The following is a 20774-nucleotide window of genomic DNA, read 5'->3' as shown; positions in this document are numbered from 1 at the left end:
CGCTTATTTGATCTTCTTGAGTTCGCGCAGCGCGCGGTTGGCGGCGATCCGCCCAGCAATGCCGGACACGCCCCCGCCCGGGTGCGCGCCGGCGCCGCCGATCAGGAAGCCGGGGAAGGGCGGCTTGGGACCACCGAAACCGGTGGCCGGCCGATGGACGCCCGAACGCAGCGCGCCGAAATCGATATGGGTCACGCAGCCATTGGTCACGTTGAGCCGCGTCTCGCGTTCCCGCGCGGTTTCGACGAAGCGGCCGACCTCCGTGCCCAAACCTTCATAAAATTCACCCAAATGACTGATGACAGATGTCATGGTCCGGTCCTTGAGTGCGGGCGACCAGCCCTCCCGCGCGTCCACGGCCACCCCCGGCAGATAGACATAGGCGAGCGAGCCGCCCGGAGGCGCCTGCGTCGGATCGGAATTGGACAAGGGGCTGAGCGACATGGCGTGCCGGTCGGGAATATCGCCGCGCCGCGCCATGGCGAAGGACTCGCGCACTTCCTCCGGCGTGCCGATCAGGCCCACCGCCTTGTTGAGATCGGCGTCGTCATGCCGCAGATCCTGATGCTTCTTCAGGCTGAGCGGCCCCGACATGGCGATATTGGCAAGGAAGGGCGCCGCGTTCGAGCGGTTCGCCGGGGCATGTTCGATCCGCTGGGTCAGCGCTCGCGGCACGCCACCGGGCGTCGTGAGGCGCATGGCCGTACGGGGATCGCAGGTTGCGATGACCATCTTCGCGCGGATGACCCGGCCGTCCTCCAGCCGCACCCCTTTTGCCGCGCCGTCATCGACGATGATCTCCGCCACCGGCGCATTGAGTTCGATCCTCGCGCCCGACGCCTCGATGCTGCGCGCGAGCGCGTCGGCGAAGGATTGCAGGCTGCCGATCGGCTTGCCGGTGCCATATTTGTGGGTGACGGCGAAGATCATGTAGGCGGCGGCATTGCCGTCGTCATCGACCGGGCCGGCCCCCGCCGCGATGCCCAGCAGCAGGGCGATCGTCGCCGGATGCTCGAACCGTTCGCAGGCGATCTGGTCCGCCGTCGCCTTCGACATGGCGATCAGCTCGTCCTTCAACCGGACATTGCGGACGGCGCTGCCGATCATCTTCGACAGGTTCTTGACGTCCGGCCGCCCCGGCTCCGCCATCATCAGCGGAAAGCCGATGTCCATCATAACGTTCAGTGTCTTCATGAACTCCAGATAGGCCTTGCCGTCATTGCGGTTGATGCGGGCAATATCCTCCGCCGTGCGGTGATAGTCGTAGAAGAGCGCGATCGAGCTGCCGTCGGGATGGAGATAGGCGTAGGTCGGATCGGGATCGACCGTGCGCAGGCCATATTTGGGCAGGTCGAAATCCTCGATAATGCCGGATTTACGGGCGAACAGCAGTTCGACGGCGCAGGGCGTCACCAGATGGTCGGGGGCTTCGGGGATCATATAGCCCGAACTGGTCATGCCGCCGACTTTGGCCAGACGCTCCACCACGACGACCTTCTTGCCGGCCTTTGCCAGATATCCGGCGGCGGCCATGCCGTTATGTCCTGCGCCGATGACGACGACGTCGACCTGATCCGTCATTACCTCTTCCCCTTTTTTGCCCGGTCAGCCGTTCGCCGCAGCGGTATAGGCCTTGCCCCATTCGGCCAGCGCGACGAGGCGGGTCTTGCGGTCGGCCTGGATCTGCGGGATTTTCTCCTCGTCCGGACCATCGGGAACGATCACCAACGGTTCCTTGCCCAGGCTGGCAAGGGCGAGCGCGCAGACATCGGCCGGATCATAGGCCATGGAATAATCCATTCCCAGCCCCTCGGTCGCGCGGCGCAGGGTCGGGGTATCCATGATGGGGGCCGCGATACCGACGATATCGACATTCTGTCCTTCCAGCTCGGCCCAGAGCGATTCGACGAAGTTGAGCTCGAACGCCTTGGTCGCGGAATACATGACCAGCCAGGGCTGCCCGCCAAGGCCCGCGCCGGACGACATAATGACGACGCCACCCTTGCCGCGCTTCAGGAAGCGATTGCCAAAGCCATGCACCGCTTCCAGCACATTGGCGGCATTCATGGTCAGCAGCCGCAGCGAGCGATCGACGGGTTCGCCGAAGAAACTGTTGCCTGCGCCGTCCGCGCCGGCATTGGAAATGTAGAGGCCGATGTCCAGATCGGCGGTGGCGTCTACCAATCGGCTTCCGGCGCCCTGTTCGGTGAGGTCGGCGGTGATGGCACGATATTCGACGCCATGCTCGGTTGCCAGCCGCTGACCCAGCGCATCGAGCGCTTCCTGCCGACGCGAGACCAGCACCAGATGGATGCCCATGGCGGCCAGCTGTTCCGCATAGCAGGCGCCGGTGCCTTCGGACGCGCCGGCGATGATGGCCCAGGGACCATATTTGTCGGCGAAAGCTGCGCGGTCGAAGGGCGGAAGGTCGATTTTACGCATCGGTGCAAGTCCTCTCTTGGAGCCGGCCTTATCGGCGCGGTTTGCGATTGCGCAGACCCTAGAAGAGGAGCGTTCGCCAACAGCCTATCGGGAGGCAGGGCGCGTCGAAACGAAAAGGCAACGGTCCGCAGGATGGCGGGACGGGTAGGACCGCCCGCACGTGCTTGCCATATAGTGACAATAACGTCATTATATCTGGAAACGGCGAGGAGCGATGATTCGGATGCGATCTGAAACGGTAGAAGAACCTCCGGCGCACAAGCGGCCCGTGGCCTTCGTGGCCGACCCCGTAGGCATCGCCGCGTCGCTGCGGCCCTTGCTGGAGAACCATGCCGCCGCGTGCGAACGCGAGCGGCGGATCGTTCCGGCGGTGATGGAGGCGTTGCGCGCATCCGGCCTGTTCCAAATCACGGCGCCCGAACGCGCCGGTGGGCCAGGCCACAGGCTGACCACCCATATCGAGACAGTTGCCGAACTGGCCAAGGGCTGCGTCGGCACTGCCTGGGCCTATGGTCTGCTGTCAGGAATTACCGGAACGGCGTTCGCGCTGCCGCCGGCCATGACGGAGCGGCTGTTCCAAACCGGCGAGGAACTGTTTTGCAGTGCCTCCGCGCCTTCGGGCAAAGCGGTTGCGGTGTCGGGCGGCTATCGCGTGTCGGGGCGCTGGGGTTATGGATCGGGGTGCCTGCACGCCGATTGGGCGCTGAACGGCGTCATGATCGAAACGGATGCGGGTTTTGAACCGGCTCTGGTATTTCTGGATCTGCGCGACCCTGCTTGTTCGATCGAGGACAATTGGCATGTCGCTGGCATGGCCGGTTCCGGCAGCAACATGATCGTCGCGCGGGATCTGCTCGTGCCGGAGGAACTGATCCTCTGGTCATCGCGTACGCCGCCGGCCGAGGCGATCCTGGCGATGGAGGGGTTGGAACCGCGCGACCGATGGCCGATGGAGCCGCTATTCCCGCTGGGCGTGCTCGCGCCGATGCTGGGCGCGGCGACGGCATTGCTCGAAGGCGTGGTTCAGGCGATGCCCAGGCGACAGATAGTGGGCTGGACCTATGCCGGGCAGAGCGGTTCGGAGGCTCTGGTCGGCATGACCGGCCGCGCGGCGATGGAGATCGATTCGGCCTGGTTGCATGTGCGCCGTGCCGCCGGGATGTTGGACGAAACCGCGCAGCACCGCGTACTCACCGGCTTCGACAAGGCGCGGATCCAGGCCGATTGCGGCTATGCGATGGAATTGTTGCGCGCGGCGGGCAACCGGTTGATGGATATCGCCGGGCCGGGCGCCTTCGCCCTTTCCAGCCCCTTGCAGCGGATCTGGCGCGACCTGAGCGTCGGCACCCGTCACAATGCGTTGAACGGACAGCTTTCCATCGAGCTATATGGCCGGGCAATTACCGGCCTGCGATCCAATATCGCCCTGCTGCCCGACATCACGCCGGCCCCGATCTGGGCGGAACCGAAATGACAGGAGAAGGACATATCATGACACAACCGACCGCACAGGAAATCGCGACATTCCTGAAGACCCAGGCCGAGATGTTCAGCGAGGGCCGTATCGACGATTTCATGGCGGCCTTCCGCGCAATCGCGCCGGGCGGATTCAAGGTGCAGGACCCGGCCACCGGCCCGGTGCAGGAAGGATGGGACAAGCTGGAGGCCCTGTGCGCGCAATATGTCGGATGGAAACTGTTCGTCGAGGATGTGAAGGTGAGCGGCAACGAAGCCGTCATCTATGTCCGCAACGAAGGTGAATATGACGGGCATCCTGTCTGCGTGCACAGCATCGAACATTATATATTCGGCGAGGATGGCAGCCTACTTGCGCGCTATTTCCACCCGATGCAATAGGGAAGCGATGTCCGACGCCGCGCCTGCTCCCGCTGATGTCGATCCGCGCACGGCGGCGGCTGCGATCAGGCGCACCCGGATGCGCGAGCGGCTGCTGGACGCCGTGCTCGACCTGTATCAGCCGGGGCAGGGCAGCGGTAGTCTGGTGATCGATGACGTGATTTGCGCGGCGGGCGTATCGCGCGGCAGCTTCTACAAATATTTCGAGTCCCTCGACGCTGCGGTGAATGAACTGGGCGAGCGGATGACCGCGGACCTGATAGCCGATTTCCGCAGGCTGTTCGACGATGTGACGGACCCGCTGGTCCGGGCGGTCGGCGGCGCGGTGATGGCGATGGCGCGGGCTTGGCATGATCCGCGCTGGGGCGGCTTTACCTGCCGCGTCGACTATGTCGATTATTTCGCGCGGGCGAGCATGTTCGACCTGCTGGTGCGCGATGCGCTGAAGGCCGCGCGGGATGGCGGGCAGATGCAGTTCCGGTCGATCGACGTGGCAGTGGATCTGATCGTCGGCATGACGATCGAGGCGCGGCGGCGCCTGATGCTCCGGTCGGTCGAGCCACGCGCCTATATCGACGAGATGATCGAGCGCACGTTCGCCGGTCTGGGAGCAGACCCCGCCGCCATTGCAGCGGCCAGCACGCAGGGATGGGATATGATGATGCGGGCCGCGCGCGGCCTTGGCTGGTGGCGGAGCGGGGAGGGGTTCGGCTGACCGGCCTACCCGGACTGCAATCGGAGAGCGTCAACTCAGAAAAAGCCGAGGCGCTAGAGCTGGGTCCAGCAGGGCGTCCCGGCCTTGTTCAGCGGACCACAGCTCGCGATGCGGGTCGCGCCGTTGGACGCGATCAGAACCAGCCAGTCGCCGCTATCCTCGCAGCGTAGCGCCCAGGCCGCGTTAGTGCCGATATCTCCCCTGAACAGGGATTTGGACGTGCGCGAGCATGTCTGCCCTGCATCATGCATGAGCTTGGCAAAGGCAGCGCTGCGGCCGCTCGCATTCTGGGTTTCGATGGCGTTACTGTAGCTGTTACGGCTGCTGCCCTGCCGCGTGACTTCGGCATAGCCGATTCGGGCGAGCAACAGGGCCGCGATGATCGATGTGGGTATCAACGTCCACAGCATCGCCCGGCGAACATTGCCGCCAGCATGGCCGCAAGCGCGGCACCACCCGCAATAACCGTTCTGCGGCGTTTTGCATTTCGGGCATTTCATGCAGCGACCCTATAGCGGTTCGCTGTCCCGACACCCTATCCTTGGAGAGGAACGGACCGTTTCACCGTGCTGCATTCTATAGAATATGGAATCGCAGGATACATCCATGGTCTATTGGACATCCGCTCTTGAACGGCTTGACTCGCCCGAGATTTTGCAATCCCCGGCGACGCGGCGCCAGGCCGTGGCGGCGGTGTTGCGATCGAGGATCGTGGCGGGTGTCATTCCGCCCGGCGCGCTGCTGCGGGAAACGGCGCTGGCGCAGGACCTGAATGTCAGCGCGACGCCGGTCAGGGAAGCGCTGGGCACACTGGCGTCCGAAGGGCTGGTCGAAGTCGAAACCCACCGGTTGAAGCGGGCAACGCCGATCGACCCTGACGTGACCCGTGACCTGATCCGCGTGCAGGCCGAACTGTGGCGGCTGGGTTATGCCTGGGGCATGCCCCGCATCGGCGCTGCGGATATCCGGACGCTGAAACGAGCGATCGCGCGCTATAGCGCGGCATTGGCGAGCGGCGAATATATGGCCGCGATCATGGCCGGGCTCGATTTCCACACGATCTTCATCAAGGCCTCGGAGAGCCGTGAATTGTTGCGGTCGACGCTGGACCGGCGCGGGCTGATCGCCCGCTTCATTTTTCTGCATGGCATCACGACCCTCCGCGAAAGCGGCCTCCGCGAGCATGAGGCGATACTGCAGGCCTTTCTGGCGGGCGATCAGGATGGCGTGCTGGCCTGCCTCGACCGGATGGCGGCGCGCCTGATCGCCCTGTGCGATGCCGAGGCCATGGCGGGCGGCGATCTGGACCAACTCCAAAAGGATTGACAATGGATTTCGAACTGCCCGAAGAATATCGCTCTTTCCGCGACATGGTGCGCCGCTGGGTGAACAGCGAAGTGCCCAAGGACTGGGCGCGCGCGCTGGAAAAGGACGAGCATCATTATCCCTTTGCGCTGTGGGACAAGTTCACCGAAGCGGGTTTCCACGGCGTCGGCATAGCGGAGGATTATGACGGGCAGGGCGGCGACGTCGTCATGCAGATGCTGCTGGCGCGGGAACTGGCCCGGTCGCTGGGCGGACTGGCATGGATATGGGGCATCACCAGCTTTGCAGGGTCCAAATCCATCGGGCTTTACGGGTCGGCCGAACAAAAAGCGAAATATCTCCCGCTGATCGCGACGGGCCAGCTGAAGGCTGCGATCGCCTTCACCGAGCCGGGCGGCGGCACGGACCTCCTCGGCGCGATGGCCACCACGGCTGACCGGGTCGATGGCGGGTGGAGGCTCAATGGCGAGAAGATCTGGTCCTCCTCTGCCCATGTCGCCGATTATCTGCTGGTGATCGCGCGAAGCGACAGGGGCGTCGAGAAGAAGCATCAGGGCCTGACCCTCTTCTGGGTGCCGACGAAGACGCCGGGCGTGACGATCACGCCACTGGCCAAGCTGGGTATGCGGTCGATGGGCAGCTGCTCCGTTCATTTCGAGAATGCGCTCGTCGCGGACGAGCATGTTCTGGGTGAACCCGACAAGGCCTGGTACATGCTGCTGCCCACGCTCAACAACGAGCGCATCATGGTAGGCGCCTTCTGCCTGGGCGTCATCGATGGCGTGCTGGAAGACGCGCTCGACTATATGAAACAGCGCAAGGCCTTTGGCGGGATCATCGGCCGCTTCCAGAGCCTGCAACATTATGTCGCCGACATCGCGACCATGCAGAAGACGACCGAACTGATGCTGCATTATTGCGCGCACAAGCAGAGCCGGGGCGAGAATGTCGGCGTCGAGGCCAATATGCTCAAGCTCATGGCTTCCGAAAACGCCAATGCCGCGGCGGACATGGGCATCCAGATATTGGGTGGCATGGGCTATTCGGCGGAAACCGACATGCAGCGTTACTGGCGCGACAGCCGCCTGTGGCGCATCGGTCCCATCACCAACGAAATGGTGCGCAATGGCATCGCGGAAAGCCTGGGGCTGCCGCGATCCTTCTGAAGGACAGGTGTCTGGCGCGTGGGCGGTGGCTCAATGTCCGCCCGAAATTTCCGGCAAAGACGACAAGGAGAGCAAGTGCGATGTTGTTTCCCGAGCAACCGATCCCCGATCATGTGCCGCCCGAACTGGTGAGCCAGGATTTCCCCTTCATCTTCGGCATGACGACGACAGAGGATCCGTTCGACGATCTGGCGATGCAGGTGCATAAGGGGCCTGACATCATCTACGCCACCCACGCCTATCCGGGGGGCACGCCCGCCTGGGTGCCACGCCGCATGGCGCATCTGCGCGAGATATATCTCGACACTGATCATTTCTCCTCGACCGACTTTTCGCCTTTCTCCAAGCTGGTGGGTGGGAACTGGATCAACTCGCCAGCGGAACTCGACCCGCCTGCCCACGGGCCTTTTCGCCAGATGGTCAACCCGGCCTTCACACCCAAGGCGATGGCGGCGCTGGAAGACAAGATCCGGCTCTATGCGGTGGAATATATCGATGCCTTCGCCCCGCGCGGCCAGTGCGAATTCATGGGCGATTTTGCCTTTGAATTCCCCATCAAGGTGTTCATGGAACTGATGGGCCTGCCGCACGATCGGATGAGCGAGTTCATGGAATGGGAAATGAACCTGCTCCACAATCATGACCTGTCCAAGATCGCGGAGGCGACGCGTAGCGTGCTTGCCTATCTGGGCGGAGAGATCGAGGACAGGCGGGCCAATCCACGCGAAGACCTCATCAGTTTCGGCGTAAAGGGACAGATCAATGGCCGGGCGCTGACCGACGACGAACTGCTGGGCTTCATGTTCAATCTGTTCATTGGCGGTCTGGACACGGTTTCGACCAATATGGGCCTGCATTTCCGGCATCTGGGTAGCCATCCGCAGGATCAGACCTTTCTGCGCGCCAATCCGTCGGAAATCCCGCACGCCATAGATGAGCTGATGCGGGCTTATGGCGCGGTGACCACCTTCAGAACCTGCAAGAAGGAAACCGAAGTGGCCGGCATCCGCTTCATGCCCGGCGACAAGGTGGCGATGTCGACCACGCTCGCCGGCCGTGATCCGGCCGAGTTCGACGCGCCTGCCGAGGTTCGGCTCGACCGGCGGCCACGGCATGTCGGTTTCGGCTTCGGCATCCATACCTGCGTCGGCATGCATCTGGCGCGGCGCGAGCTGCGGATCGCAATGGAGGAGTTTCTCGCCCGCATTCCCGACTTCCGCATCGCGCCCGGCCATCAGGTGGAATGCCATCTCGGGATGATCCAGCCGGTCGCGCTGCCGCTGGTGTGGACGCCCGCAAGCTGAATGGCGGGAGGCGTTCGCCTTGTGGCGGACGCCTCGCCCGACATCAGAGGTCGAGACAGGCCTCTTCGAAATCGAGCCGGGGGTTGCGGGGAAAGAGCCCGGTGGGGTCGCCATAGCCGATATTGCACAGGAAATTGCTCTTCCACCGGCCGTCCGGGAAAAATTCCGCATCGGTGCCAGCCTGATCGAAGCCGGACATCGGGCCGCAATCCAGGCCTAGCGCCCGCGCCGCCATGATGAGATAGGCGCCTTGCAGTGTCGAAGAACGCGCCACTGTGTCCGCGATCAGCGCGTCCTTGCCCTCGAACGTGCTGCGCATGTCGTGGGAGGGGAAAAGTTTGTCGTAAAATTCGTAGAACCGGGTATCGCCTGCAATGATCACGGTGCAGGGCGCCTGCATCAACTTGTCCACATTGCCCGCGCTCAGATGGGGTTTGAGGCGCGCCTTCGCGGCCTCCGAGCGGACGAAGACGAAGCGGCCCGGATTGCTGTTTGCCGTCGTAGGCCCCCATTTGGCGAGATCGTACAGGCGTCGGACGGTCTCGTCCGAAAGCGGCCGGGCGCTCCATTGATTATGGGTGCGAGCGTCGCGGAACAGCAGGTCCAGCATGGCGTCTCTGGCAATATCGGGCGTGTCCGGCATGATCGCTCTCTTATCCTGTGGTGGCTTCGCCGATGCCCCGGTCATCCCAGCCTGCAGCTTCGCGTGCAAGAATAGCATCGGCTTCGTCACCCAGCTTCGCCATGTCGGCATGCTCCCAGATGCGATGCGCCCCTGTGGCATAAGCGCGCCCATTGTCCCGATAGAGCAACGCATCGACGATGTTCGCGCGCAGCTTGTCGATGCGGCGGACAACACGGCCGGGCGTGCCCATGACAAGCGAATGGGGTGGAATCACGCTGTCTGGCGGCAGGAAACTGTGTCCGGCGACGATCGAGCCGCGCCCTATGACGCAGCGTTCCATGATGGTCGCGCCGATGCCGATCAGGCAGGCAGGTTCGATGATGCAGCCATGGACCACCGCGCGATGGCCGATGGTGCAATAGTCGCCGATGATCGTGGGATCATCCCAGCCGATATGGACCATCGCATGGTCCTGCACGCTGGCGCAGCGCCCGATCGAAACATAGGCCCGTTCGGAACGGACGACGGCATAGGGCCAGAGGCTGCAATCGTCGCCCAGCCGCACATCGCCGAACAGGCGGGCGGTGGGATCGATATAGGCGGGAGTCCTCATGGGATCAGCGGGTGATGACGATCTTGCCATGGGGACTGCCGGCCTGCGCCGCCCAGGCGTCGGCGGCATCGGCAAAGGCATAGCGGCGCGTGTCGACGGTCAGGCCCTGTGTCATCGCCATGGCGATCAGCCGGTCATAGGCGGCGCGGCGCTCGCTGGCCGGCAGTTGTCCGGTGCCGACGCCGATATGGCTGCGGAAGACGAGATCGCGCAGGGACAGCGTGACCGTTGGTCCGGCCTGCACACCGATGCTCGTCATGCGCGCGCCGGGCCGCGTGGCGCGCATTGCCGCTTGCGCGGGTGGACCATAGATGATGTCGAGCACGACGTCATAGCCGCCTTCCGAGACCGCTTTCAGCGCCGCCTCGTCATCGCCCTCGCCCAACAGGGCGATCGCATCGGCATGACCGGCGGCCTGCATGGCCTCCAGCCGTTCGCGGCCGCGCGCCGCCGCCACGACGCGGCCCGCGCCCAGCAGCCGGGCGACCTGCGCGCCGATCTGCCCGACAGGGCCGGTCGCGCCGAGAATGAGGACGGACTCGCCCTTCGCGATCCGCGCCTCTTCCAGAGGGATCAGCGCGCCGGTGCCGGAGATGGCGAGGGCGATCAGCTGGTCGTCGGAAAGGCCGTCGGGAGCAGGCCAGATTTCCTCCTCGGCCACAAGCGTGCGTTCCGCGATCGCGCCGAAGGGCGGCCTGCTATGGCCGAAGTAGACGCGGCTTCCATCATCCAGATGCCCGACACCCTCGCCGCCGGGCACATAGGGCGCATCGACGGGACCGAAAAAGCCCTTCGCGCGCATGAGGTCAGTGGGTCCGATTCCGGCGGCCGCGACGTCGATGACGCGATGGCCGGGCTGCGCGGTCGGTTCGGGATGATCGGCCAGCGCGAAGCCGCCATCGCTGTCGATCAGGGCGGCCCGCATGGCATTCCCCTATGGTAGTGATGGATGCGGCCTGGCCGCGGAAAAGAGAGGGTCGCCCACTGGGAAAGGGGCGACCCTTTTTTCGACCTCAATAGGCGCCCGGCGGAGAGATCGGATCGGCGCCGGTCAGGTTCCGGCCATAGATTTCATAGCCGATGGTCGGGATATTCTGGATGTGCCGCAGCGCCATCGAAATGTCCCGCCAGTAGCGGTTGATCGGCTTGTCCAGTGCGAAGCCCGAAGAACCGGCCTGGAACATCAGCGACTCGCTGGCGCCATGAACCAGTTCGATCATCTGCGCGCCGCCTGCGCGCTGCTTCGCCTTTTCCGCCAGGGTGAATTCTTCGCCCAGACCGACGCGATCCAACTTGGCAGTCAGGTCGAACAGGATCAGCTTTGCGGTGTCGATCATCGCCGCCGCCTCGCCCAGATCGCGCATATAGGCGCCTGACTTGGTGCGCGGGCCGATAATCGTCGTCAGCACCGGCTTTTTGGGAGCCTCGGCGGTGACGATCTCCAACATGGCCTCGACCGCGCCGATCAACTGAGCGATGCCCGTGGTGCGGACGACCGGGACGGCGGGCAGCAGATCGGAGGGCGCGCCGAAATGGCGCTTGGTCCGGTCGATCTGGCCGGCGCGTTCATCCATCAGCACCATCTGGGCTTCGGGAATGAATACATCCTTGGCGACCGCCGTGTCGGAGCCGGTGCCCTGCATGCCGGAAACGAACCATGTGTCCTGGATGGTCATGCTGTCCATCGGCAGATAGCACATGCTGATGCCCGGAACGACCGGGCCGTCATACCCCTCCAGCACGACGCCCTGTTGCGCCCAGTTCGACTGCCGCGACCCGGACATATAAGGCCATGAGCCGTTGATGATCCAGCCGCCGTCAACCTTGCGGGCCTTGCCGGGCGGGTTGTAGGCGCCACAGACCGGCTGGGGACCGTCGCCGAACACAGCGTCCTGCACGCCGTCGGGCGCAAGGCTGGTGATCCAGCTTGTGCCGTTGATGATCTGGATCACCCAGCTGATCGCCGGATCGCCCTTGGCGATTTCCATCTGCACCCGGCAGAAATCTGTCGGGGAAAGGCCCATGCCGCCCAGCCGTTGCGGCAGCAGCATGCGCAGGAAGCCTTCTTCCTTCAGCATTTTGTCGACAGCGGGCGTGGGGCTGCGCCGCTTTTCGCCCTCGGGCGCTTCGCCCTGCAGGAAAGCGCGCAAGCTGCGCGCCTTTTCCACCATCGCGTCAGCGACAGCCTTTTCGGCAAAACCGCACTGGATCTCATTATCCACCTTGGGGGCAGTAGCCATCAGTTCATCCTTTCTCATGTTCGCTATGGTGTCCGGCGATCTGCAATGCCCAGTCGCACAATCGATCGGGGGCGCTGTTCCAGATGGCCAGCCAATCCGGGGTGGCGGGAATGATGAGCGTGCTCAGTTGCAGGCGGACCATGGTGTCGCAGAAGGCGTCCCGGTTGATCCGCTGGCCGATCAGGCTGTCGAAATGGTCGAAGACGGGCGCTAGCGCACGCTGGACGGCGGCCTTGTGGCGGCCGAAATGACTGCGCAGGAAATTGAGATGGAAGGCAGGTTCGACCTCGAAAATGCCTTCGGGCGAACGCTCGATCGTAAAGCGGCCGTAAAAGCGCATCACCGCGCGAAAGCGCTCGATCGGTTCGGCGATGCCTTCGCCCGATTCCACAATGCCTTTTTCAAAGCTGCTGCAAACATATTCGCTAAAGGCCGCCAGCACTTCTTCCTTGGACGCGAAATAACGGTAGAGCGTGCCGCGCGAAACGCCGCTGCTTTCGCTGATGTCGCTCATCGACAGGCGCCGCGCGCCGATGGAGTTGATCGCGCGCAACGTGCCGTCCATGATCTTCTGGACGCTGCCGGACTGATCCGTCGCGACGATTTCACTCCAGTCGGTGTGCGGCATCAATTTCATGTCTGGGCTTCCATCTCGGCGAGGTTGTGCGGAACGCTGACATAGCCCGGTAGATGCTGACCGCCATCCACATTGATCAGCTCGCCATTGACGAAGCGCGACATCTCGGACGCCAGGAACAGGACGACCGGGCCGATGTCCTTTTCGGGATCGCCCGCGCGTTTGAGCGGGTTGCTGGCTGTCGCCATCTCAAGAAAGCCGGGGACGTTTTCCGCGAGGTCTGCAAACACCTGCCCCATGCCGGTCGGCGCGATGGCGTTGGTGCGGATGTTGAAGCGTCCCCATTCGACCGCGGCGGTCCGGGTAAGCCCCAGGATCGCACCCTTGTTCATATTATAGTCGGCGTGGAGCCAGGCGCCGGTCTGAGCGTCGATCGAATAGAAGTTGATGATTGAACCGCCGCCGCGCGCTTTCATATGCGGGAAGGCGGCGCGCATGGCCCACCAGCTGCCCCAGGTACCGATCTCCAGCGTCCGCTGGAGCATCTCGTCCGTCTTCTGTTCGAGGAGGACGTTGGGCGAAAGCTGCGACGCGTTGTTGACCAATATGTCCAGCCCGCCAAATTCGCTGACGGCGCGCTCGATCATCGCCTCTACTTCGGTCTTGACGCCCATGTCGGCGGACATGCCGACGGAGCGGACGCCGAAGCTTTGCGTGATGTCCGCGGCGACCGTTTCAGCGGCGGCGCCATCCCGGCCGGTGATCAGGAGATGCGCGCCCGCCTGTGCAAGGCAGCGGGAAATCCCGTAACCCAGCCCCTTCGCGCCGCCCGTGACGATTGCGACCTTGTCCTTCACCAATCCCGTCACGCTGCCACTCCTGTCATCTGCTCGCTCAGGGCACGGTCCATGTCCATGCGGTCCTGGCAATAGTCTTTCGTGAAAACATAGCCGCGGATCGCTCCGTCCGCGTCTTTATAATGATATTTCAGCCCGCGCTCGTCATTGGCGACTTCCTGCCATTGCCCGTCCACGCCGACAGGAGCGGGCAGCAGGACGACAGGATAGGCGGTGGTCTTGACCTGGACCGACAGCGGCGGGAAGCGGATGTCCGTCGGCGTGCCCAACGCACTGGGCGCGATGGCGCGGGCCGCCGCCATGATCGGGGTGACATAGGCCGCCAGTCCCTGCGGATATTCGGCGCAATCGCCGATGGCATAGATGGCGGGATCGCTGGTGCGGCCGGTCTGATCGACCTTGATGCCGCGCGCGACCTCCAGCCCGGCCTCCTGCGCAAGCGCGATATGCGGGCGCAACCCGACGGCGGACAGAACAGCCGCAGCCTCAATCACCAGGCCGTCGTCCAGTTCGGCTCTGATCCCCTTTCCGCCCTTGTGGATGGCCAGAACCTTGCGGCCCAGATGCCATTCAACGCCCTTTTCGGCCAGCGCGTCGCGGATCATCTGACCAACGCCCGGCGGCACGAGTTGGGCGAGGGGATGGCCGAGCATGTCGACGACCACCGGCTGATAGCCGCTTGCGGACAGATCGTTGGCAAATTCGGTGCCGACAAGGCCGCCGCCCATGACTAGCACGCGCGCGCCACCAGGCAGGGCCTCGCGAAAATCGCGATAATTGTCCAGATTGTTGACCGCGAGCGCGCGGTGCGCGGCGTCCCCATCGATCGGCGGGCGAACCGGATCGGCGCCTAACGCCAGCACCAGCCGATCGTAGAAGATCGGCCCGCCGGTCGTCAGGACGGCCTTGTCCTGCCGGTCGATCGCTTCGACGATACGGCCGGCCCGAAGGTCGAGCTTCAACTGCGCGACCATCTTTTCCGCCGGCGTGGTGATAAGCGTATCGGCAACCTTGCCCTTGGCGAGTGCGGTCGACAAAGCGGGCTTGGAGTAGAAATGCCCGTCATCCTGCGTGACCAGCGTCAGCCGGGCGTCCGGCGCGAGCTTACGAAGCTCACGCAGAACGCCATAGCCGGCAAGGCCGCTGCCGACGACCACGATATGCGGGGTTCCCGTCACCTAAGCCGCTCCGGTCAGAGGAAGATGGCGAAGTTGGACATGCCCAGCGTCGACTGGTCGACGATGATTTCACGGCTGGCCAGCTTGTAAGCACCGTCGACCAGCCGCCAGATGTCGCGGCGTTCGGCGCTGATCGTCTCGTTATCCGGATTGTCCAGGCGGCTGCGCTCGACATAGAGGTAGCTCACCACCTCGTACTCGCCAGCCGTTTCGCTCTCGGCGACGCGGACATTGGTGACGAAGCGGCGCGTGCGCGATGGTGGATCTTCGGCCCAGGCGCTCTTCGCCAGGCGACCGGTCCGCATCAGGATGGAGCCGTAATTCTCGTCGAAATGCTTCATCGTGCGCACCACGTCGCGGTCCTTGTTCGGGCCGTTGCGGGTGAGCCGAAGAGGAGCGGTGTAGCTCAGATCCTGTTCCAGATGGGCCACCCAGTCGTCGAACCGGCGTTCGTCGAGCGCGGCGGCTTCGTCATAGAGGGTTTCGAGCAGGCGGTTATAGACTTCCGACCCGAGCGGCACCCGCTTGGTGGAAACAAGACCGCGCAGCACGCTGGTCTTGTCGATGGCGGCGGTCGCGTAGTTCACCATGATATCTGTCCTCTCTCGTCGCGACGGCTCAGGCTTCGGCCATCAGATTATAATAGGCCATCCACCAGGCCCATTGCGTGTCGTCCTTGGTGAAGCCAGGATAGAGATCGCCGCCGCCGACCCAGCCTTCGGGACGCTCATGGCCGTGCAGCGCCTGATACTTAAGCGTGACGGTCTTGCTCATATGACCACGCGAGTTGCGCATGATGTGCGGCCAGGTATCGGCGTCATCCTGCTCGATCGTGCCCGATGTGCCGGTCGACCAGATGGCGTTCTGGAGCATGTCGCGCTTCACATCTTCCGGCGCATCCTTTTCCGCGAAGATGAAGTTCACGAACTCCACCTTGTCCGGCCCCTTGGGCACATAGGTGTGCAGCGACAGAGCGCCCGAGGCGCCGCCATCCGTGCGGGGGGCGAAGATGAAAGCGATCAGGATGTTGGGGAACATGCCGCCGACCTGGGGCGGGATGTTGGCCAACTGCTTGACCTGGTCCTCCGACAGATTCTTGAAAAGCTGTGGGATCAACTCCTTGGTGATGCCCGGCGGCGGCAGCAGGTGGAGCCGCTCTTCGGTCGACTTGCCTTCGAAGCTGACGTCGGCGAACATCTTGAAGGTCTGGGCCGCCTCCAGGCAACGCAGCGTATGGCCCTGCGGCACCGAAAGGTCGACGCCATACATGCCCGGCGCGGTGTCATAGATCGACTCGGCCGTGCCTCCCATGATGCCGCCTTCCATCAGCGAACGATGCAGGGTCAGGGTATGGAAGCCGTCCGATCCGGACTGTTCGCCGGGAATCTTCCAGTTGCACGGCAGCACGAAACGCTGTGGCGGGCCAAGCATCTCAAGGCCATTGTCCGTACGGCAGAAAAGCTGATCGAGATAGAATTTGGCGTCGCCCAGATAATCCTCGAACGACAGATCCTTGTTCCAGGTGGCGAAGATCAGGCCACCATAGAGATGGACCCGGGCCTTTTTGAGCCCCAGTTCATCCTTGGAGCGCTTGTTGCCGTGCATCTGCTCCTTTTCGATCGGGGCGCCGATGAAGCTGCCGTCCGCGCGGAAGGCCCAGCCATGGTAAATGCAGCGATGAGCGTGGGCATTGCCCGCTTCGGCCGTGCACACCTTCATGCCGCGATGGGGGCAGACGTTCAGCAAGACGTGGATTTCGCCGCTGCGGTCGCGCGAGACGATCACATTGTCTTCGGCCATGTCGCGCATGACATAGTCGCCGGCCTTGGGAATTTCCGATTCATGGCCAAGGAGCAGCCAAGTGCGGGCGAACACGCGCTCCATCTCCAGCTCATACAGCTCCTTGTCATTCATCACGCGCAGCGACACCTCGTTCATGTCGCGGTTGATGAGATCGTCAAGCGTCGTTCCGTCGCTCAGCGTCAGCCCGGCATTGTGCAGCATCTTGCTCTCCTGAAGAATTTCCTTGATTGAGTCGTGTTATACATATTGAACTAAATCTGTTCAAGATGTAATGTGCGATCAAGAAGAAGGAGAGGCAGGATGAGCCAGAAACTGAAAGTGGTAATCGATAAGGCGGCATGCTGCGGCTATGGCGTGTGCGCCGAAATTTGCCCCGAAGTGTACAAGCTTGACGCCAATGGCATCGTATATGTTGACGACGAAATCGTTCCCGAAGGACTGGAGGAGCAGGCCCGGGAAGGCGCCGAGGCCTGTCCGCAGTCCGCCCTTGCTGTCGAAGCCGCCTGAGTCGACCCGAGCATGCGCGGGTACTGGGCGCGGATGTCCTGTCACAGGATAGGTTTTCGGCGCCCATCCGCTGATGCACGGTCTTTTGACAAGCAGAGGAGAGGATCGCTTTGATGGGGCAGGCCGAGATTTTATACACACCGTTCACGATGGGCTCGCTGCACCTGCGCAACCGGTTCGTGATGGCGCCGATGACGCGCAATTTCTCGCCGGGCGGCATCCCCTCGGACGGCGTGGCGGGCTATTATCGACGACGGGCCGAAGCCGATGTAGGCCTGATCATTACCGAAGGGGTGGGCGTGGACCATCCCGCCGCCGTGGGACGTGAAACCATGGGGGGTGGTGCTTCGCCCGTCCTGCATGGCGACGAAGCGCTCGCGCGCTGGCGCACCATCGTGGACGGCGTGCATGCGGCGGGCGGCCTCATCATCCCTCAGTTGTGGCATCAGGGCGTCATACGCGTGCCGGGCACGGGCTATCATCCCGATGCGCCCTCGGCGCGCCCCTCGGGCATTTGGGGGCCGACCGACAGGGCGATGGTCTCTCCCGACTATCTGGAACAGGTGCGCACGCCCACCACCCCGCTGACCGAAAGCGAGATCGGCGACCTGATCGCCGCCTTCGCCCGCAGCGCAGCCAATGCGAAGGCGGTGGGCTTCGATGGCGTGGCCCTGCATGGCGCGCATGGCTATCTGATCGACAGTTTCCTGTGGCGCCATACCAATGTGCGGGACGACCGCTGGGGCGGCGGGATCGCTGAGCGGGCGCGCTTCGCGGTCGAACTGATACGGGCGATCCGGGCCGTGACCGCGCCCGACTTTCCGGTCATCTTCCGCTTCTCCCAGTGGAAGCTGCAGGATTATGACGCGCGCAATGCGGAGACGCCGGCGGAACTGGAAGCGATGCTTGCTCCGCTCGTTGAGGCGGGGGTGGATATATTCGACGCCAGCACCCGCATTTTCACGGCGCCGGCCTTCGAGGGTTCCGACATGGGGCTGGCGGGTTGGATCAGGAAGCTGACTGGCAAGCCGACCATAGCGGTCGGCGGCGTGGGCCTCAGCAAGGATCTGCAATCCTCCTTCGCGCAGCCGACCGTCATGACCAACAATCTGGCGCTGGTGGCCGACAGGATGGCGCGGGGTGAATTCGACCTGATCGCGGTCGGCCGCGCCCTCCTGATGGACGCGCAATGGGTGGCGAAGATGCGCGATGGCGGCGCGGTCAATCCGTTCCGGCTGGACGCCTACGCCACGCTTGACTGACGGAAGGACGCTCCGGCATGGGCCGGGGCGTCAATGGCTGTCCGCTGCGGCATAGACCTGGATGCGCGCGATATTGGTGCGTTCGGACTGCTGCGCGATGACGGCGACGGCTTCGGCAATGTCGCGGGGTTGCATCGGCGGGATGAAGCTGTCCCAGGACGGCTGCCCCCTGGCCTTCATATCCTCGAAAATCTCGGTGCTGGTCGTGCCCGGCGCGACGATCCCTACCTTGACGCCCGATCCGGCAAGCTCGACGCGAAGACAGTCGGTAAAGGCCTCCAGCGCGCGCTTGAGGCCGCCATAAACGCCCACGCCGGGTGCGGTGATGTTCGCCCCGATGCTGGATATATTGATGATCTGGCCTTTGCCGGCCGCCTTCATTGTCCGCGCGAAAAGGGTGCTGGCGCGCACCACTGCCTCATAGTTGATCGCGATCATGGGGCGGAGTTGGTCGAGGTCGAATGCGTCGATCGGCGCGGCATGCAGCATACCGGCATTGTTGACCAATATGTCGGCCCGGCTGAATCGACCAAAGACGAAATCGTGCAACCTTTGCGGCGCGTCCGGATCCGCCATATCGGCTGCGTAGGCCGTGCTGCCACGGCCCAGTTCATCGGCCAGTGCGGTGAGGCGATCGGCGCGGCGTGCGACCAGCACCAGGGTTGCGCCCGCTTCAGCAAGCGCACGGGCGCTGGCCGCGCCGATGCCCGACGATGCGCCGGTGACGATGGCGATTTGCCCTTCCAGATTCTCCATGACGTGGTGTCCTCTTCCCAGATCAGACGAGACGGACGAGCCGCTTGCCGTCGTTTTCGCCGCGATAAAGACCGGCCAGCGCGTCCGGGCAGGCCTCGATCCCCTCCAATATGTCCTCGCGCCATGTGAGGCGGCCCTGCGAGATCCATGTCCGCAATTGGGCCGTCGCTTCGGCATAGCGATCGAGATGGTCGAAGATGACGAAGCCCTCCATGCGGGCGCGCTTGACCAGCAGATGCCGTTCGACGCGCGGCCCCATCGGCCATGGATCCCAGCGGTCGATCGATGCCGTTCCGCACACTATGACGCGCGCGCGTTGGGCCAGATGCGGCAGAACCGAATCGCTGATCGCCCCTGCGACATTGTCGAAATAGATGTCGATGCCCTCCGGCGCGTGCTCGGCGATCGCTGCCTCCACATTCCCGGCATGATAATCGACGGCGTGGTCATAGCCATATTCCTCCACGCAGCGCCGCACCTTGGTCGGCCCGCCCGCGATTCCGATCGTGCGGCAACCCAGGATGCGGGCGATCTGGCCGACGGCCGAACCGACGGCGCCGGCCGCCGTCGATACCGCGATGGTCTCGCCCGCGCGGGGCTGGCCGACGAGTGTGAGCGCGAGATAGGCCGTCATGCCGTTGATGCCCAGAATGCCGAGCGACGCCCGCATCTCGGCCGCGGTGGTGCGCTGCACGACCTGATCGGCTGCGACGCAGGCATAGTCCTGCCAGCCGAACCAGCCGGATACATGCTCACCGACAGTATAGTCGGGATGTGCGGAGGCCACGACCTCGCCCGAGGCAAGGCTGCGCATGACCGAACCGATGGCGACGGGCGCGGCGTAATTGCCTGCATCGGCGATCCAGCCGCGCATGGCGGGTTCGATCGAGAGATAATGATTCCGCACCAGGATCTGGCCCGGCGCAGGCTGTTGGATCGGCGCATGCCCGATCGCGAAATTTTCCGCCTGCGCGATTCCCGCCGGACGCGACGTCAACAGGACCTGACGGTTGAATTCAGTCATCCAGCCCCGCCTTGACCATGGTGAATTTCCGACGGGAAATCTTCCAGCCGTCCGATGTGCGGACCAGGCAATCGTCATAATAGCCGGACGCGCGATGGGTGACGCCGCCTTGGGCCGCCTCCGGCAGGATTGCGTCGACATAGCTGCGCGCGTGCACTTGGTCGTCGCGCTTCTCTATCACGATATTGGTGATGCGGTGCAGCGTCGGCCCCATGTGGCGGTGCGCATCGGCCATATATTCGGCGATTTCGCGCGGCCCGCGCCAATGTCCGAAGCTGCCGTAATCGGTCTCGCAATCCTGGGCGAAGCAGGTCCGGAAAAGCGGCCAGTCCCGCGTGTCTATGCCGGTGGCGTAACGCAGCAGCACATGTTTGATCGCGCGTTCATCGTCGGCGCCGACGGGCAAGCGTCTCACCAGACTGCCATGTGCAGACATGTTTTCCTCCCCTTGTTTCCCGAAGAAACATAAAGCCCCTTTGGCCAATCTTGCCCGCCAAAGGATAGGATTGGGCGGCATCTTCC

Annotated in this window: 23 protein-coding genes; 8 read left to right on the top strand and 15 right to left on the bottom strand. The window is 63.7% G+C overall.

The genetic code is table 11. The features are described 5' to 3' along the window. Window positions 1-3: 3 nt before the first annotated feature. Both SKA58_RS17315 and SKA58_RS17310 read right to left on the bottom strand, forming a co-directional pair. Window positions 4-1581 (bottom strand): phytoene desaturase family protein, encoded by a 1578-nt coding sequence (locus tag SKA58_RS17315; protein ID WP_009823787.1) that lies wholly within the window; start codon window positions 1579-1581, stop codon window positions 4-6. A gap of 24 nt (window positions 1582-1605) precedes the next feature. Further along, a complete protein-coding gene (locus SKA58_RS17310) occupies window positions 1606-2442 on the bottom strand; it encodes an SDR family NAD(P)-dependent oxidoreductase (RefSeq protein ID WP_009823786.1) in 837 nt (278 codons plus the stop codon). A gap of 277 nt (window positions 2443-2719) precedes the next feature. Here SKA58_RS17310 and SKA58_RS17305 point away from each other — a divergent pair, with 277 nt between their 5' ends. The 3 genes from SKA58_RS17305 to SKA58_RS17295 are packed head-to-tail and all read left to right on the top strand — an operon-like array spanning window position 2720 to window position 5014. Further along, the gene (locus SKA58_RS17305; protein WP_232209479.1) at window positions 2720-3916 is read left to right on the top strand and encodes an acyl-CoA dehydrogenase family protein; all 1197 of its coding nucleotides are present in this window, start codon (window positions 2720-2722) and stop codon (window positions 3914-3916) included. A 17-nt stretch (window positions 3917-3933) separates the two neighbouring features. Continuing rightward, window positions 3934-4299 carry a hypothetical protein gene (locus SKA58_RS17300; RefSeq protein ID WP_009823784.1) on the top strand — a complete coding sequence of 122 codons (366 nt, stop codon included), beginning with the start codon at window positions 3934-3936 and terminating at the stop codon, window positions 4297-4299. Between the two features lie 7 nt (window positions 4300-4306). Beyond that, on the top strand, window positions 4307-5014 hold the full coding sequence (locus SKA58_RS17295) for a TetR/AcrR family transcriptional regulator (RefSeq protein ID WP_009823783.1): 708 nt from the start codon (window positions 4307-4309) through the stop codon (window positions 5012-5014). 53 nt (window positions 5015-5067) lie between these two features. On the opposite strand, the gene SKA58_RS17290 is transcribed toward SKA58_RS17295, so the two are convergent. Beyond that, entirely contained in the window at window positions 5068-5424 is a 357-nt protein-coding gene (locus SKA58_RS17290; protein ID WP_009823782.1) for a hypothetical protein, read from the bottom strand. A 196-nt stretch (window positions 5425-5620) separates the two neighbouring features. Here SKA58_RS17290 and SKA58_RS17285 point away from each other — a divergent pair, with 196 nt between their 5' ends. From SKA58_RS17285 to SKA58_RS17275, 3 genes are all read left to right on the top strand, one after another. Next, window positions 5621-6340: a GntR family transcriptional regulator gene (locus tag SKA58_RS17285; RefSeq protein ID WP_232209478.1), complete on the top strand. Its 720-nt coding sequence runs from the start codon at window positions 5621-5623 to the stop codon at window positions 6338-6340. A gap of 2 nt (window positions 6341-6342) precedes the next feature. After that, a complete protein-coding gene (locus SKA58_RS17280; protein WP_009823780.1) occupies window positions 6343-7506 on the top strand; it encodes an acyl-CoA dehydrogenase family protein in 1164 nt (387 codons plus the stop codon). Window positions 7507-7586: 80 nt separating this feature from the next. Beyond that, window positions 7587-8810, top strand: a complete 1224-nt coding sequence (locus SKA58_RS17275; protein ID WP_009823779.1) for a cytochrome P450 — start codon at window positions 7587-7589, stop codon at window positions 8808-8810. A 43-nt stretch (window positions 8811-8853) separates the two neighbouring features. Here the strand turns inward: SKA58_RS17275 and SKA58_RS17270 are convergent, their stop codons facing one another. From SKA58_RS17270 to SKA58_RS17230, 9 genes are all read right to left on the bottom strand, one after another. Continuing rightward, entirely contained in the window at window positions 8854-9453 is a 600-nt protein-coding gene (locus SKA58_RS17270) for a malonic semialdehyde reductase (protein WP_050763065.1), read from the bottom strand. A 10-nt stretch (window positions 9454-9463) separates the two neighbouring features. Further along, window positions 9464-10048 carry a gamma carbonic anhydrase family protein gene (locus tag SKA58_RS17265; RefSeq protein ID WP_009823777.1) on the bottom strand — a complete coding sequence of 195 codons (585 nt, stop codon included), beginning with the start codon at window positions 10046-10048 and terminating at the stop codon, window positions 9464-9466. Window positions 10049-10052: 4 nt separating this feature from the next. Next, window positions 10053-10973 (bottom strand): quinone oxidoreductase family protein, encoded by a 921-nt coding sequence (locus SKA58_RS17260; protein WP_009823776.1) that lies wholly within the window; start codon window positions 10971-10973, stop codon window positions 10053-10055. Between the two features lie 88 nt (window positions 10974-11061). Further along, entirely contained in the window at window positions 11062-12288 is a 1227-nt protein-coding gene (locus SKA58_RS17255; RefSeq protein WP_232209477.1) for an acyl-CoA dehydrogenase family protein, read from the bottom strand. A 4-nt stretch (window positions 12289-12292) separates the two neighbouring features. Continuing rightward, window positions 12293-12925 (bottom strand): TetR/AcrR family transcriptional regulator, encoded by a 633-nt coding sequence (locus tag SKA58_RS17250; RefSeq protein WP_009823774.1) that lies wholly within the window; start codon window positions 12923-12925, stop codon window positions 12293-12295. Next, entirely contained in the window at window positions 12922-13734 is an 813-nt protein-coding gene (locus tag SKA58_RS17245) for an SDR family NAD(P)-dependent oxidoreductase (protein ID WP_009823773.1), read from the bottom strand. Before SKA58_RS17245 ends, SKA58_RS17250 begins: the two co-directional genes overlap by 4 nt. Next, complete coding sequence (locus tag SKA58_RS17240) at window positions 13731-14900, bottom strand: NAD(P)/FAD-dependent oxidoreductase (protein WP_009823772.1); 1170 nt, start codon at window positions 14898-14900, stop codon at window positions 13731-13733. Before SKA58_RS17240 ends, SKA58_RS17245 begins: the two co-directional genes overlap by 4 nt. A gap of 14 nt (window positions 14901-14914) precedes the next feature. Further along, on the bottom strand, window positions 14915-15490 hold the full coding sequence (locus tag SKA58_RS17235; protein WP_009823771.1) for an aromatic-ring-hydroxylating dioxygenase subunit beta: 576 nt from the start codon (window positions 15488-15490) through the stop codon (window positions 14915-14917). A 28-nt stretch (window positions 15491-15518) separates the two neighbouring features. After that, a complete protein-coding gene (locus SKA58_RS17230; RefSeq protein WP_009823770.1) occupies window positions 15519-16904 on the bottom strand; it encodes an aromatic ring-hydroxylating dioxygenase subunit alpha in 1386 nt (461 codons plus the stop codon). 99 nt (window positions 16905-17003) lie between these two features. Between SKA58_RS17230 and SKA58_RS17225 the strand changes: the two genes are divergently transcribed. Continuing rightward, a complete protein-coding gene (locus SKA58_RS17225; RefSeq protein WP_009823769.1) occupies window positions 17004-17210 on the top strand; it encodes a ferredoxin in 207 nt (68 codons plus the stop codon). A 113-nt stretch (window positions 17211-17323) separates the two neighbouring features. Beyond that, window positions 17324-18472, top strand: a complete 1149-nt coding sequence (locus SKA58_RS17220) for an NADH:flavin oxidoreductase (RefSeq protein ID WP_082733537.1) — start codon at window positions 17324-17326, stop codon at window positions 18470-18472. Window positions 18473-18502: 30 nt separating this feature from the next. On the opposite strand, the gene SKA58_RS17215 is transcribed toward SKA58_RS17220, so the two are convergent. From SKA58_RS17215 to SKA58_RS17205, 3 genes are read right to left on the bottom strand one after another with little or no spacing between them, the layout of a single operon-like run. After that, window positions 18503-19228 (bottom strand): SDR family oxidoreductase, encoded by a 726-nt coding sequence (locus SKA58_RS17215; RefSeq protein ID WP_009823767.1) that lies wholly within the window; start codon window positions 19226-19228, stop codon window positions 18503-18505. Window positions 19229-19250: 22 nt separating this feature from the next. Next, complete coding sequence (locus SKA58_RS17210) at window positions 19251-20252, bottom strand: NADP-dependent oxidoreductase (protein ID WP_009823766.1); 1002 nt, start codon at window positions 20250-20252, stop codon at window positions 19251-19253. Beyond that, a complete protein-coding gene (locus SKA58_RS17205) occupies window positions 20245-20688 on the bottom strand; it encodes a nuclear transport factor 2 family protein (RefSeq protein ID WP_009823765.1) in 444 nt (147 codons plus the stop codon). Before SKA58_RS17205 ends, SKA58_RS17210 begins: the two co-directional genes overlap by 8 nt. Window positions 20689-20774: the final 86 nt, after the last annotated feature.

It is taken from the genome of Sphingomonas sp. SKA58 (assembly GCF_000153545.1).
Taxonomy (GTDB): Bacteria; Pseudomonadota; Alphaproteobacteria; order Sphingomonadales; family Sphingomonadaceae; genus Sphingobium; species Sphingobium soli.
The sequence above is the reverse complement of the archived record's forward strand: the minus strand, read 5'-3'. Positions and strand labels throughout refer to the sequence as shown.

Coding starts and splice junctions, on each gene's coding strand:
- SKA58_RS17285 (WP_232209478.1), top strand. CDS start 5,621: ATGGTCTATTGGACATCCGCTCTTGAACGGCTTGACTCGCCCGAGATT.
- SKA58_RS17260 (WP_009823776.1), bottom strand. CDS start 10,973: ATGCGGGCCGCCCTGATCGACAGCGATGGCGGCTTCGCGCTGGCCGAT.
- SKA58_RS17280 (WP_009823780.1), top strand. CDS start 6,343: ATGGATTTCGAACTGCCCGAAGAATATCGCTCTTTCCGCGACATGGTG.
- SKA58_RS17250 (WP_009823774.1), bottom strand. CDS start 12,925: ATGAAATTGATGCCGCACACCGACTGGAGTGAAATCGTCGCGACGGAT.
- SKA58_RS17310 (WP_009823786.1), bottom strand. CDS start 2,442: ATGCGTAAAATCGACCTTCCGCCCTTCGACCGCGCAGCTTTCGCCGAC.
- SKA58_RS17270 (WP_050763065.1), bottom strand. CDS start 9,453: ATGCCGGACACGCCCGATATTGCCAGAGACGCCATGCTGGACCTGCTG.
- SKA58_RS17205 (WP_009823765.1), bottom strand. CDS start 20,688: ATGTCTGCACATGGCAGTCTGGTGAGACGCTTGCCCGTCGGCGCCGAC.
- SKA58_RS17300 (WP_009823784.1), top strand. CDS start 3,934: ATGACACAACCGACCGCACAGGAAATCGCGACATTCCTGAAGACCCAG.
- SKA58_RS17210 (WP_009823766.1), bottom strand. CDS start 20,252: ATGACTGAATTCAACCGTCAGGTCCTGTTGACGTCGCGTCCGGCGGGA.
- SKA58_RS17255 (WP_232209477.1), bottom strand. CDS start 12,288: ATGGCTACTGCCCCCAAGGTGGATAATGAGATCCAGTGCGGTTTTGCC.
- SKA58_RS17290 (WP_009823782.1), bottom strand. CDS start 5,424: ATGCTGTGGACGTTGATACCCACATCGATCATCGCGGCCCTGTTGCTC.
- SKA58_RS17225 (WP_009823769.1), top strand. CDS start 17,004: ATGAGCCAGAAACTGAAAGTGGTAATCGATAAGGCGGCATGCTGCGGC.
- SKA58_RS17230 (WP_009823770.1), bottom strand. CDS start 16,904: ATGCTGCACAATGCCGGGCTGACGCTGAGCGACGGAACGACGCTTGAC.
- SKA58_RS17315 (WP_009823787.1), bottom strand. CDS start 1,581: ATGACGGATCAGGTCGACGTCGTCGTCATCGGCGCAGGACATAACGGC.
- SKA58_RS17220 (WP_082733537.1), top strand. CDS start 17,324: ATGGGGCAGGCCGAGATTTTATACACACCGTTCACGATGGGCTCGCTG.
- SKA58_RS17215 (WP_009823767.1), bottom strand. CDS start 19,228: ATGGAGAATCTGGAAGGGCAAATCGCCATCGTCACCGGCGCATCGTCG.
- SKA58_RS17275 (WP_009823779.1), top strand. CDS start 7,587: ATGTTGTTTCCCGAGCAACCGATCCCCGATCATGTGCCGCCCGAACTG.
- SKA58_RS17265 (WP_009823777.1), bottom strand. CDS start 10,048: ATGAGGACTCCCGCCTATATCGATCCCACCGCCCGCCTGTTCGGCGAT.
- SKA58_RS17295 (WP_009823783.1), top strand. CDS start 4,307: ATGTCCGACGCCGCGCCTGCTCCCGCTGATGTCGATCCGCGCACGGCG.
- SKA58_RS17235 (WP_009823771.1), bottom strand. CDS start 15,490: ATGGTGAACTACGCGACCGCCGCCATCGACAAGACCAGCGTGCTGCGC.